The 12,078-nt window shown below is 61.8% G+C and carries 11 protein-coding genes; 2 read left to right on the top strand and 9 right to left on the bottom strand.

Annotation, left to right across the window (positions count from 1 at the left end):
* Window positions 1–224: 224 nt before the first annotated feature.
* The 3 genes from choV to CAF74_RS13245 form a co-directional block, all read right to left on the bottom strand.
* Window positions 225–1,403, bottom strand: a complete 1,179-nt coding sequence (choV, locus tag CAF74_RS13255) for a choline ABC transporter ATP-binding protein (RefSeq protein WP_085746648.1) — start codon at window positions 1,401–1,403, stop codon at window positions 225–227.
* Window positions 1,400–2,245: a choline ABC transporter permease subunit gene (gene choW / locus CAF74_RS13250; protein ID WP_007959749.1), complete on the bottom strand. Its 846-nt coding sequence runs from the start codon at window positions 2,243–2,245 to the stop codon at window positions 1,400–1,402. Before choW ends, choV begins: the two co-directional genes overlap by 4 nt.
* A 67-nt stretch (window positions 2,246–2,312) precedes the next feature.
* Entirely contained in the window at window positions 2,313–3,260 is a 948-nt protein-coding gene (locus CAF74_RS13245) for a choline ABC transporter substrate-binding protein (protein WP_085746647.1), read from the bottom strand.
* 434 nt (window positions 3,261–3,694) lie between these two features.
* Here CAF74_RS13245 and CAF74_RS13240 point away from each other — a divergent pair, with 434 nt between their 5' ends.
* The gene (locus CAF74_RS13240; protein WP_085746646.1) at window positions 3,695–5,071 is read left to right on the top strand and encodes an L-serine ammonia-lyase; all 1,377 of its coding nucleotides are present in this window, start codon (window positions 3,695–3,697) and stop codon (window positions 5,069–5,071) included.
* A 445-nt stretch (window positions 5,072–5,516) separates the two neighbouring features.
* The gene (locus CAF74_RS13235) at window positions 5,517–6,620 is read left to right on the top strand and encodes a GlxA family transcriptional regulator (RefSeq protein WP_011336300.1); all 1,104 of its coding nucleotides are present in this window, start codon (window positions 5,517–5,519) and stop codon (window positions 6,618–6,620) included.
* A 77-nt stretch (window positions 6,621–6,697) separates the two neighbouring features.
* On the opposite strand, the gene CAF74_RS13230 is transcribed toward CAF74_RS13235, so the two are convergent.
* The 6 genes from CAF74_RS13230 to choX form a co-directional block, all read right to left on the bottom strand.
* Entirely contained in the window at window positions 6,698–6,958 is a 261-nt protein-coding gene (locus CAF74_RS13230; RefSeq protein ID WP_007959758.1) for a hypothetical protein, read from the bottom strand.
* Between the two features lie 273 nt (window positions 6,959–7,231).
* Window positions 7,232–8,395, bottom strand: coding sequence for a gamma-butyrobetaine dioxygenase (locus CAF74_RS13225; RefSeq protein ID WP_085746645.1), 1,164 nt, complete (start codon window positions 8,393–8,395; stop codon window positions 7,232–7,234).
* Between the two features lie 24 nt (window positions 8,396–8,419).
* Window positions 8,420–8,896: a thioesterase family protein gene (locus CAF74_RS13220; protein ID WP_085746826.1), complete on the bottom strand. Its 477-nt coding sequence runs from the start codon at window positions 8,894–8,896 to the stop codon at window positions 8,420–8,422.
* Between the two features lie 238 nt (window positions 8,897–9,134).
* A complete protein-coding gene (locus CAF74_RS13215) occupies window positions 9,135–10,100 on the bottom strand; it encodes an L-carnitine dehydrogenase (protein WP_007959763.1) in 966 nt (321 codons plus the stop codon).
* 70 nt (window positions 10,101–10,170) lie between these two features.
* Window positions 10,171–11,058, bottom strand: coding sequence for a 3-keto-5-aminohexanoate cleavage protein (locus CAF74_RS13210; RefSeq protein WP_064380223.1), 888 nt, complete (start codon window positions 11,056–11,058; stop codon window positions 10,171–10,173).
* Window positions 11,059–11,133: 75 nt separating this feature from the next.
* Window positions 11,134–12,078, bottom strand: a complete 945-nt coding sequence (choX, locus tag CAF74_RS13205) for a choline ABC transporter substrate-binding protein (protein ID WP_007959767.1) — start codon at window positions 12,076–12,078, stop codon at window positions 11,134–11,136.

The following is a 12,078-nucleotide window of genomic DNA, read 5'->3' as shown; positions in this document are numbered from 1 at the left end:
CCTCTCCCGGGGGGAGAGGGAGCCGACCGAGGTGTCTTGCGTTGTACATCGACCTGAAAAATCGAGTCGATTATGGATTCGGTGAAGCAAGATCAGGTCGACGTATATCTGCAGCATCCCCCAATCAGTTCCCTCTCCCTCTGGGAGAGGGTTAGGGTGAGGGGACTTTCCCTGACCCAATAAAAAAGGGATCGCTCACCGCGATCCCTTTTTTTCATCCCGCCTTACCCCAGGTTCTTGCCGAGCAGTGCGTGATACAGCTCGCTGTCCCCGAGGATCCCCACCACATGGTTGTTGTCGTGCAGCACCAGTTTGTTGCCGGTCTGGTAACGGATCTGCAAGGCGTCGCGCATGCCGATGTTCGAGTCCACCAGCGTCGGTTTGCGCTCCAGCCCTTCCACGGCTTGCCCCGGTGCCCAGTTCTGCAGGTTCAGCACCGAACCGTTCTGCCGCGCACCCTTGATGGTGTTGCCTTCGGCCAGGTCCAGCCACGAATCGCCACCCGGATCCAGGCACACTGAACCGTTGATGCGTTTGCAGTTGTCGAGGGTGCGCATCAGGCTGCGACCGCACAGCACGTTCAGCGGGTTGGTGTGGGCGACGAAGGTGCGCACGTAATCGTCCGCCGGGTTGAGCACGATCTCTTCCGGCACGCTGTACTGGATGATCCGGCCGTCTTTCATGATCGCGATGCGGCTGCCGAGTTTCAGCGCCTCGTCGAGGTCGTGGCTCACGAATACGATGGTCTTGCTCAGCTTGCGTTGCAGTTCCAGCAGTTCATCCTGCAGACCCTGACGGATCAGCGGGTCGAGGGCCGAGAACGGTTCGTCCATCAGCAGAATGTCGGCGTCCATCGCCAGCGCGCGGGCCAGGCCGACACGCTGCTGCATGCCGCCGGACAGCTCGTCGGGCTTCTTGTTGCGCCATTGGGTCAGGCCCACCAGTTCGAGTTTTTCATCGACCAGCTTGCGCCGTTCCTTCTCCGGGCGACCCTGCATTTCCAGACCGAAACTGATGTTCTCGCGCACCGTCAGCCACGGCATCAGAGCGAACTTCTGGAACACCATGGCGATGCGTTTGGTGCGCATCATTTTCAGCTCGGCCGGGGTGCAGGAGGCGATGTCGATCTGCTTGCCTTCGTGTTCGACGAACAGCTTGCCGCGGCTCACGGTGTTGAGGCCGTTGATGCAGCGCAGCAGGCTCGACTTGCCGGAGCCGGACAGGCCCATCAGCACGCAGATTTCGCCTTTGTTGATGTCCAGGCTGGCCTTTTCAACGCCAACGATCTGCCCGGTCTTTTTCAGGATCTCACTGCGGGTCAGGCCTTGATCGAGAAGTTTCAGTGCTTCGCGCGGATCCCTGGTGAAGATCACGTCAACGTTATCGAAGCGAATTATGCTCATGCGTCACCCCCTACTTTGGCGTCGGGTTGTTTGCAGATACGGTCGAGCATGATCGCCAGCAGTACGATCGCCAGGCCCGCTTCGAAGCCCAGGGCGATATCAGCAGTGTTCAGTGCGTTGACCACCGGTTTGCCGAGTCCGTCGGCGCCCACCAGTGCCGCGATCACCACCATCGACAGCGACAGCATGATGCACTGGGTGATGCCGGCCGCGATGCTCGGCATGGCGTGAGGCAGTTCGATCCGTGAAAGCAGTTGGCGACGCGAGCAGCCGAAGGCCTTGCCGGCGTCCATCAGTTCTTGCGGGACATCGCGGATGCCCAGGTAGGTCAGGCGGATCGGCGCGGCGATGGCGAACACCACCGTCGAGATCAGGCCCGGCACCACACCCAGCCCGAAGAGGGTCAGGGTAGGAATGAGGTAAACGAAGGTCGGTACGGTCTGCATCAGATCGAGTACCGGCCTCATCAAAGTGTAGAACATCGGTTTGTGCGCGGCGACGATGCCCAGCGGCACGCCAATGACCACGCAGACCAGGGTCGCGAACATGACCTGGGCGAGGGTTTCCATGGTTTCCTGCCAGTACCCCAGGTTGAGGATCAGCAGAAAGGAGGCTACCACGAACGCGGTCAGGCCCCATTTGCGTTGAATGAAGTGGGCCAGCAGGGCGATGAGGCCGATCAGCACCAGCGGGTTGAACCAGGTCAGCGCAAACGTCACGCCGTGGATCATCGTTTCCAGTGTCACGGCGATTGCGTCGAAGGTGTTGGCGCCGTGTTGCGTCAACCATTCAACGAAGCCCGCGATGTACTGGCCTAAAGGGATTTTCTGATCAATCAGCATGGTAGTGAACGTCCGCATGCAAGGAAATAAACAGCCCGGACGGGACTAGCCCGCCCGGCATAAGCGATTACTGGGCAATCTTGGCTTTCACGGCCTCCAGGCCAGGTTTACCGTCAATGGTGGTCACGCCAGCGAGCCAGGTATCGAGCACCTGTGGATTCTTTTTCAGCCAGGCCTTGGCGGCCGCGTCAGGCTTCATCTTGTCGTCCAGGATGTTGCCCATCAGTTCGCTTTCCATGTCGACGGTGAACTCCAGGTTTTTCAGCAGCTGGCCTACGTTGCTGCATTCCTCGGCGTAGCCCTTGCGGGTGTTGGTCGCCACGGTGGCGGCGCCGAAATCCGGGCCGAAGAAGTCATCGCCGCCGGTCAGGTACTGAATCTTGAAGCGCTTGTTCATCGGGTGCGGCGCCCAGCCGAGGAACACCACGGCGGTGTCGCGTTTCTGCGCGCGGTCGACCTGCGACAGCATGCCCGCCTCGCTGGATTCGACGACCTTGAAGCCGGCGTCTTTCAGGCCGAAGGCGTTCTTGTCGATCATGCTCTGGATCAGACGGTTGCCGTCGTTGCCCGGCTCGATCCCGTAGATCTTGCCGTCGAGTTCTTTCTTGAATTTGGCGATGTCGGCGAAGTCGTGCAGACCCTTGTCATACAAGGCTTGCGGAACGGCGAGGGTGTACTTGGCGCCCTTGAGGTTGGTGCGCACGGTTTCCACGGTGCCGGCGTCGCGGTAGGCCTTGATGTCGTTTTCCATGGTCGGCATCCAGTTGCCGAGGAACACGTCCATGTTCTTGCCGTCGGCCAGCGACTTGTAGGTCACGGGGACGGAAATCATGGTGGTCTTGGTCTTGTAGCCGAGGGCCTGAAGCACGACGGAGGTGGTGGCGGTTGTCGCGGTGATGTCGGTCCAGCCGACATCGGAGAAGTTCACGGTACTGCACTGCGCCGGTTCTGCGGCTTGAGCCAGTAACGGCAGACTCAGCATGGCGGCCAACAACAACGACGGGGAACCTTTCATGAATGGACTCCTTGGTGTTTTTTTTGGCAGTGTTCCGATTGGACCACCGCACTTATGGGTTGCGGTTGGATGGCGTTCTGGAGACAGCTCTACCGCAGCGCCTTGCAATCGAGTCGATACGATCATGTACCAGTGAAAATCTGACGCCTACAGGGTGCGTCGTATCCAGTACAGGGATGGTCGCATCCAGTGTCAGTGACGTCGTTTACAGCTTTTTTCTGCCCTGTCTGGCCATCTGAACCGCATAAAAACGGCGAAAACACGGGCTGAAACCGGCACGGCGTTAGTGGGCATGAGTACGTCGGTGTCAGACGCCGAACGACCCGGGAAAAGCCCGATGATGCGGGCATTCCGGCGGATCGCAGCTTGAGCGTAGCAGCTCCGCCAGCGGGCGCTTCACGCCCCGGACCGGCACTCTCAGGAGCTCTGCAGCAATGGCTATCAGCGTTTTCGACCTGTTCAAAATCGGCATTGGCCCTTCCAGTTCCCACACCGTCGGGCCCATGCGCGCCGCGGCCCTGTTCGTCGAGTCGTTGCGCGACAAACATCTACTGGAGCAGGTGCGCCGCATCGAGGTGCAGCTGTTCGGTTCGCTGTCGGCCACCGGGGTCGGTCACGGCAGCGACAACGCGGTGATCATGGGCCTGATGGGCGAGTGGCCGGACGCGATCGACCCGTCGCAGATCTGCCCGCGGATCCAGGCCTTGCGTGAAACCCACACGCTGTTGCTCGACGGTCGTTTGTCGGTGCCCTTTATATGGGGCCGCGACATGCGCCTGATCGACGAGAACCTGCCGTTCCACCCCAACGCCATGACCCTGGTTGCCGAAGGCGATCACGGCGAGCTGCATCGCGACACCTACTATTCGGTCGGCGGCGGTTTTGTGGTGGACGAGGCGCAAGCCTCCAGCGGTGTGGTGGATCTGGATCGCACCGAGTTGCCTTACGATTTTTCCAGCGCGGTGGAACTGCTGGAACTGTGCAAGACCCACAACCTGCGCGTGGCCGAACTGATGATGGCCAACGAGATGGTCTGGCGCAGCGAAGAGGAAATCCGCGCCGGCCTGATGAAACTCTGGCGGGCGATGCAGGATTGCGTCGAGCAGGGCCTCAAGCACGAAGGCATCCTGCCCGGCGGCCTCAACGTGCGCCGCCGCGCGGCGAAGTTGCACCGCAGTCTTCAGGAATTGAACAAGCCCAATGTGATCGGCTCGACCCTCAGCGCGATGGAGTGGGTCAACCTGTTCGCCCTGGCGGTGAACGAGGAAAACGCTGCTGGCGGACGCATGGTAACGGCGCCCACCAATGGCGCGGCGGGGATCATTCCGGCGGTGCTGCATTACTTCATGAAATTCAGCGAGGCGGTGACCGACGCCAACGTGGTCGATTACTTCCTCGGGGCGGCGGCGGTGGGGATTCTGTGCAAGAAGAACGCTTCGATTTCCGGCGCTGAAGTCGGCTGTCAGGGTGAAGTCGGTTCGGCCTGCGCAATGGCGGCGGCAGGGCTGGCGGAAATCCTCGGTGCGAGCCCTGAGCAGTTGTGCAACGCGGCGGAAATCGGCCTGGAACACAACCTCGGTCTGACCTGCGATCCGGTGGGTGGCCTGGTGCAAGTGCCGTGCATCGAGCGCAATGCGATTGCGGCGGTGAAGGCGATCAACGCGGCGCAGATGGCCTTGCGCGGGGACGGTCAGCACTTTATTTCGCTGGACCGGGTGATCCGCACCATGCGCGATACCGGCGCCGACATGCATGACAAATATAAAGAGACATCGCGGGGCGGGTTGGCGGTCAGCGCGGTTGAATGCTGATTCCTTCGATAACCTCGGACCAGTCAAAACTGCGCACCAAGTGAGCATTGGCAATAAAACGCGCCACCTTTTGGCGCGTCGCTATCAGATAAGAGTCTTTCCCACCTCCAGCGCCTGATTTGCAGGCGCTACCGTCCGTCACCCGTGCCTGCGGTGACACTGTAGGACAATCGCGCGCAGGCCAGTTCCCACAAGTGCTACCGATTTGCTCACACGCTCCGGGGCAGGGCTTTCGCGGCCGCTGATGGCACTTCGAATTACCCTCCGTCGGAGCGCTTGTATAGACGCGTCGCGACGTCGTTTTCAGGAGTTATTGAACAGCCATTCAATTTTAGGCATGGCAATTGCTCTGTCATAACAAAGCCCGTCTCACGCAAGAGAACGATGGCAATAACAAGAGCCTCCGCCTGAGGCCATCACCCGCTTTGTGTGAGGAGATACCGCGATGACGTCGTTCAACTCCGGGGCTCAACCCCAGAACCGTGCGCCTCAATCCATCGGCTTTCTGCTGCTGGACAATTTCACGCTGATTTCCCTGGCATCCGCAGTCGAACCCCTGCGCATGGCCAACCAGTTGTCCGGTCGCGAGCTGTATCGCTGGACCACCCTCACTGTCGATGGCGGCCAGGTCTGGGCCAGTGACGGTCTGCAGATCACCCCCGACGCCTCCATGCACAAAGCCCCGGCCCTCGACACCGTTATCGTGTGCGGCGGGATCGGCATTCAGCGCACCGTTACCCGTGAACACGTCTCGTGGCTGCAAAGCCAGGCGCGTCAGTCCCGTCGCCTCGGCGCCGTGTGCACCGGCAGCTGGGCCCTGGCCTGCGCCGGCCTGCTCGACGGCTTCGATTGCAGCGTGCACTGGGAATGTCTGGCGGCGATGCAGGAAGCTTTCCCGCGTGTTGCGATGAGCACCCGCCTGTTTACCCTCGACCGTAACCGTTTCACCAGCTCCGGCGGCACCGCGCCGCTGGACATGATGCTGCACCTGATCAGCCGCGATCACGGCCGTGAACTGTCCGCCGCGATCTCGGAAATGTTCGTCTACGAACGTATCCGCAACGAGCAGGATCACCAGCGTGTGCCGCTCAAGCACATGCTCGGCACCAACCAGCCGAAACTGCAGGAAATCGTCGCGCTGATGGAAGCCAACCTGGAAGAGCCGATCGACCTCGACGAACTGGCGGTGTACGTCGCCGTGTCCCGTCGTCAGCTCGAGCGCCTGTTCCAGAAATACCTGCATTGCTCGCCGTCGCGCTACTACCTCAAGCTGCGCCTGATCCGCGCGCGGCAACTGCTGAAGCAGACGCCGATGTCGATCATCGAAGTGGCGTCGGTCTGCGGGTTCGTGTCGACACCGCACTTCTCCAAGTGCTACCGCGAGTACTTCGGCATTCCGCCGCGTGACGAGCGCGTCGGCTCCAACACCACCCAGCAGGTGGCGATGATGCCGCTGCCGCAGGCCATCGTGATGTCGCCGTTGTCCGGGCCGATGTCGGCGTTGAGCCAGGCACGCAACGAGTCGACCTTCGCCAGCGTGCGCCTCTAAAACGAAAGATCGCAGCCTGCGACAGCACCTTCAGGAAAGGCACTGTCGCAGGCTGCGATTTTTTTTTCGGTCAGATGTCAGGCGCGGGTTTGCTGATACTGCGCCAGGGCCGGCAGCAACTGCTTGTCGATGGCTTCGCGCACGGTCGGTTGAATGCTCGCGCTGCTGGTGTACATCTGCTTGACCATGGTGCGCAGCGTGTTGGCCCGCACATCGTCCAGACCCCGCACCGCGCACTCGCAGGCCTGCTGGGCGGTGGAGCCCGACGGTACTTCGAATCCCAACGACTTGAGCTGGCCCAACAGGTCTTCCTGATCGATCAAATCTGCATACATCATGACGCGAATCCTTCTTCGGCAACGGAGGTCGTGGCTCGATTCTGGTAGGCCTGCCCAGGCACGGCAAGGGCGATTTGTCGCAGTGTCCACATTGGCTATGAGCATGTCGTTTTCGGCTAACTTGCCGGCAAGGGGAGTGGGCACACTGGACCCAGCTCGCTTCACGAAGGTTTGGTCACCCTCGCCACGGCAGCTCCTCAACAGTACCCTCGCCCCGATCCTGTCACGGCTTGTATCGGGGCTTTTTTTGCCTGCGAATTACGATGATGCGGTCTAGCGTTGCAACACCAGAATCCGCGACAGCAACTCGTCTCGGTCGATGTAGCAGCCCTGAAAATGCCGGGCCCCAGTGGTCGGGTCGAACGCATTGCGCGCGTGCAGGGTACGCCGGTTATCGAAGCACCACAGCTCGCCCGGATTGAGTCGTTGCATGACCCGGAAACGTGGCTCGCGGGTCATGGCGATGAAGCGCCGGTAAGCGCGATACAGCAAGGGCATTTGCTCCACAGACGTGTCGAACGCCCCGCGCAGAAAGTTGGCCATGCGGATTTCCGCGACCCGGCCCAACGCGTCCAGGGCGATGATCGGCGCCAGGCAGCGATAATCGCTGTGGCGGTCCTTGTTGCGAAACTCCACCGGGATCTCGCACAGCGCCTGAAACGACGCGGGATCCTCCTGGCGCAACGCTTCGGCAATCGCAAAACCGTCGACGAAAATACTCTCGCCACCCTCGGCGTCGTTCACCAGACAATGCAGAAATTGCAGGCCCGGTTGCAACTCGCGGGTCGGCAGATCCGTATGTAATGGCAGGTTGAATGCGGTGTAGGCATTGCTGTCGGCGTCGGCCTTGGATTGCACGTTGAACAGCACGCCGAAATTGCTCTCGCGGATGAACGAAATGCGCTGGGCGATCAGCTTCAGCGAACCGGATTCGGTGGGTACGCCGCGTACCTGGGTCAGGCCGATGTCGCGTACCGCCAGCAACCATTGCAGCAGTGCTGCGTTGTCGTTCATCAGCGCCGCATAGTCGAACACCGGCAACTGCAAATCGCTGCGCCACAGGAAGGGTTTCGGCTTGGCGGCGAGGCGTTCGGCGTGGGATTCGTCGTCATAGGCGTGGGCTCGCAGCCAGCCGGCGTCGAAGCGGCTGAGGTGGCTGTCCTGCCAGTCGATGCGCAGGCAGCCATCGGTGTCGATGTGCGCGGCGGAGGGCGACAGATCCTGCGCCGCATCGACGATCTCGAACACCTGCTCGCGGGTGACGCTGTAGACGCAGTGCGGACACGGACAGTTGTCCCGCAGCCACACGTGGTGGAACGGGCTGACGCGCCCGTCGGCCCATTCGATCAGGACGCGATCCGCCAGGTTCTGCACGCCGTTCAGCGCGCTGATCAACGGATAAGTACGGAAATCGGCAACTGCGGCGGCGGTTTGCATAGTGGCTCCTTGCGATGGATGAGTTTACCGGGCTGGGGGCAGGGCGATGACCCGGCCGATGTAAGCCGGGGCGGGCAGGTCGGCCTGCTCGGCGACGATGGCTTGCAGACGGCTCAGGGTGTCCGGGGTAAGCGGCGCGGAACGCGGCCCGGCGAGGTCGACGTGCAGCAGCATCTGTTCGTTGCCGGCCAACTCCTTGTCACCGCCGGCCAAGTGCAGGCTGTGATAGAGGTGCAGGCGTTTCTGGTCGTGGCCGATGATCTGCGTGCGCACTTCGACTTCGGCGTCGAGCTTCACTTCGTGCAGGTAGTTGAGGTGCAGTTCGAGGGTGAACAGCGAGTGACCGCAGGCTTCGCGGTTGTTGCTGTCCATGCCGAGACGATCCATCAGGGCGTCGGTGGCGTAGCTGAAAATCAGCAGATAGAAGGCGTCGCGCAGGTGGCCGTTGTAGTCGACCCAGTCGGGGATGATGCGAGTCTGGTAGGTGGTGAGGGTGGGCATGATTGGGTTCCGCTGGAAGTTGGTGTTCAAGATCAAAAGCTACCCCCTCACCCCAGCCCTCTCCCTCAGGGAGAGAGGGAAAGGGAGCCGATCTTCAAGCTTTTCGAGAGCTGAGTTCGACTTGGGATTTTCAGATCGGCGTAGCTCGTACATTCACCGCGGTCAGTCCCCTCTCCCCTTGGGCGGTCCGACGTTTCGGGAGGGTTAGGGTGAGGGCAGCGGTCTCAAGCCAGACACATCACTCGCTGAAACTCATTCCATGCTTTTCTTTGGTGGTCTTCACCGCCTCAAGCACCGCCAGCAAGCAATCATCACGATAGCGCTCCAGCGCCGAAATACTGTGCCGACCCAGTTGATCGCTGGTGCCATCCACCACATCGTCGATCAACTTGTCGGTCAGTTCCGGTGCCGGCAGGTACGTCCACGGCAACTGCAACGCCGGGCCGAACTGCGACATGAAGTGGCGCATACCGGCATCGCCACCGGCCAGGGTGTAGGTCAAGAACGTGCCCATGAACGACCAGCGCAGCCCCGCGCCAAAGCGGATCGCATCATCGATTTCACCGGTGGTCGCCACCCCGTCGTTGACCAGGTGCAGCGCCTCGCGCCACAGCGCTTCGAGCAGGCGGTCGGCGATGAAGCCCGGCACTTCCTTGCGCACATGCAGCGGGCGCATGCCGAGGGATTCGTAGACTTTCATCGCCGCTTGAACCGCTTCCGGCGCGGTGTTCTTGCCGCCGACCACTTCCACCAGCGGCAGCAGGTAAACCGGGTTGAACGGGTGACCGACCACGCAGCGTTCCGGGTGGGTCGAGCTCTCGTAGAATTCGCTCGGCAGCAGGCCCGAAGTACTGGAACCGATCAATGCATTCGGCTTGGCCGCCGCGCTGATTTTGCTGTGCAGCTCCAGTTTCAGTTCGAGGCGTTCCGGGGCGCTTTCCTGGATGAAGTCCGCATCGCGCACGCATTCTTCAATGGTCGCGACAAAGCGCAGGCGATCCTGCGACGCGCCCGGCGCCAGGCCGTTTTTCTCCAGTGCGCCCCAGGCGTTGGCCACGCGTTTGCGCAGCGCCGCTTCGGCACCCGGCGCCGGGTCCCAGGCCACCACGTCGAGGCCGTGGGCGAGGGCGCGGGCGACCCAGCCGCTGCCGATGACGCCGCTGCCCAGTGCTGCGAAGGTTTTGATTTCGGTGATAAAGCTCATGGTCACTTCCTGGAATGAGGCAAAAAAACGGTGGGCGTCAATGGCCCGCCCACCGGGGGAAAGGGTGATTTCAGCCGCGCTGGGTCAGGCCCATCTTCTTGCGACCTTCAGCCGGGGTCAGCACGCGGGCACCGAGGCGGCTGAGAATTTCAGTGGCGCGTTCGACCAGTTGGCCGTTGGTCGCCAGCACGCCTTTGTCCAGCCACAGGTTGTCTTCCAGGCCGACCCGCACGTTGCCGCCAAGCAGCACCGCTTGCGCGGCCATCGGCATCTGCATCCGGCCGATGCCGAAGCCGGCCCACACCGCGTCGGCGGGCAGGTTGTCGACCATGGCTTTCATGGTGGTGGTGTCGGCCGGCGCGCCCCACGGGATGCCCAGGCACAGCTGGAACAGCGGGTTATCGAGCAGGCCTTCCTTGATCATCTGTTTGGCGAACCACAGGTGGCCGGTGTCGAAAATCTCCAGCTCCGCCTTCACGCCCAGCTCGGTGATGCGCTTGGCGCCAGCCCGCAGCTGGGCCGGGGTGGAGACATAAATGGTGTCGCCGTCGCCGAAGTTCAGGGTGCCGCAATCCAGCGTGCAGATTTCCGGCAGCAGTTCTTCAACGTGGGCCAGACGGGTCAGCGGGCCAACCAGATCGGTGTTCGGGCCGAACTCCATCGGGTTCTCGCCCGGGCCGATTTCCAGATCGCCGCCCATACCGGCAGTGAGGTTGACGATGATGTCGACGTCGGCTTCGCGGATGCGCTCCATGACTTCGCGGTACAGCGCCACGTCGCGGCTGAACTTTCCGGTCTGCGGGTCACGGACGTGGCAGTGCACGACCGTGGCGCCGGCCTTGGCCGCTTCCACCGCGGCTGCGGCGATCTGTTTCGGGGTGACCGGCACGTGAGGGCTCTTGGCGGTCGTGTCGCCAGCACCGGTGAGTGCGCAGGTGATGATGACGTCGTGGTTCATGGTGCGTTTTCCTTCAGGCGTGATGGGTCTGTTCGCAGCCCGTGGCGGGCTGCGAAGTGGTTCGTTCGTTGCGGTTTATTTGCTGGTGAGCTGGAGGTTTTCAGCCGCCGGTTTGCCATCGAAAGTGGTAACGCCTTCGAGCCAGCGCTGTTTGTCCTGCGGGTGATCCTTGAGCCATTGTTTGGCCGATTCGAAAGCGTCCTTGTGATCGAGCAGCGGCTGCATCATCCGGCTCTCGTCTTCGGCGGTGAACGTCAGGTTGCTCAGCAGGCGGCTGACGTTCGGGCATTGTTCGGCGTATTTCGGCGCGGTCACGGTCCACACGGTGGCCATGCCTTCGTTCGGGCCGAGGGCGTCGTCGCTGCCGGTCAGGTAGGTCATCTGCACGTTGACGTTCATCGGGTGCGGCGCCCAGCCGAAGAACACCACGGCTTCCTTGCGGCGCACGGCGCGATCGACGGCGGCGAGCATGCCGGCCTCGCTGGATTCCACGAGCTGGAACTTGCCGAGGCCGAACTGGTTCTTGGCGATCATCGCCTTGATCTGGGTGTTGGCGCCCGAGCCTGGCTCGATGCCGTAGATCTTGCCGCCCAGCTCTTTCTCGAACTTGGCGATGTCGGCGAAGGTTTTCAGGCCCTTGTCCGCCAGGTAGGTCGGCACGGCGAGGGTGGCGCGGGCGTCCTTGAGGCTTGGCGCTTCGAGCACCTTGACCTGGTTGGCGTCGACGAACGGGGTGATGGTCTGGGTCATCAGCGGGTTCCAGTAGCCGAGGAACAGATCCAGACGCTGGTCGCGGATGCCGGCGAAGACGATTTGCTGAGAGGCGCTGGTCTGTTTGGTGCTGTAGCCGAGGCCGTCGAGCAGAACCTGGGCCATCGCACTGGTGGCGATCACGTCGGTCCAGTTCACCACGCCCATGCGCACGTTCTGACACGATGCGGAATCGGCCGCCATGACACTGGCGCTTAAAAACGCGGTACCGCTGAGTGCGAGAACACAGCTGCTGATCAGTCGTTTCAT

Origin of the sequence: Pseudomonas sp. R45(2017) (genome assembly GCF_002112305.1) — a bacterium.
GTDB classification, from domain to species: domain Bacteria; phylum Pseudomonadota; class Gammaproteobacteria; order Pseudomonadales; family Pseudomonadaceae; genus Aquipseudomonas; species Aquipseudomonas paraglycinae.
This window is presented reverse-complemented; position numbering and strand designations above follow the sequence as displayed.

Excerpts from the sequence above, each read along its gene's own strand:
- choV (WP_085746648.1), bottom strand. The coding sequence starts at position 1,403 with ATGAGCATAATTCGCTTCGATAACGTTGACGTGATCTTCACCAGGGAT.
- choW (WP_007959749.1), bottom strand. The coding sequence starts at position 2,245 with ATGCTGATTGATCAGAAAATCCCTTTAGGCCAGTACATCGCGGGCTTC.
- CAF74_RS13245 (WP_085746647.1), bottom strand. The coding sequence starts at position 3,260 with ATGAAAGGTTCCCCGTCGTTGTTGTTGGCCGCCATGCTGAGTCTGCCG.
- CAF74_RS13240 (WP_085746646.1), top strand. The coding sequence starts at position 3,695 with ATGGCTATCAGCGTTTTCGACCTGTTCAAAATCGGCATTGGCCCTTCC.
- CAF74_RS13235 (WP_011336300.1), top strand. The coding sequence starts at position 5,517 with ATGACGTCGTTCAACTCCGGGGCTCAACCCCAGAACCGTGCGCCTCAA.
- CAF74_RS13230 (WP_007959758.1), bottom strand. The coding sequence starts at position 6,958 with ATGATGTATGCAGATTTGATCGATCAGGAAGACCTGTTGGGCCAGCTC.
- CAF74_RS13225 (WP_085746645.1), bottom strand. The coding sequence starts at position 8,395 with ATGCAAACCGCCGCCGCAGTTGCCGATTTCCGTACTTATCCGTTGATC.
- CAF74_RS13220 (WP_085746826.1), bottom strand. The coding sequence starts at position 8,896 with ATGCCCACCCTCACCACCTACCAGACTCGCATCATCCCCGACTGGGTC.
- CAF74_RS13215 (WP_007959763.1), bottom strand. The coding sequence starts at position 10,100 with ATGAGCTTTATCACCGAAATCAAAACCTTCGCAGCACTGGGCAGCGGC.
- CAF74_RS13210 (WP_064380223.1), bottom strand. The coding sequence starts at position 11,058 with ATGAACCACGACGTCATCATCACCTGCGCACTCACCGGTGCTGGCGAC.
- choX (WP_007959767.1), bottom strand. The coding sequence starts at position 12,078 with ATGAAACGACTGATCAGCAGCTGTGTTCTCGCACTCAGCGGTACCGCG.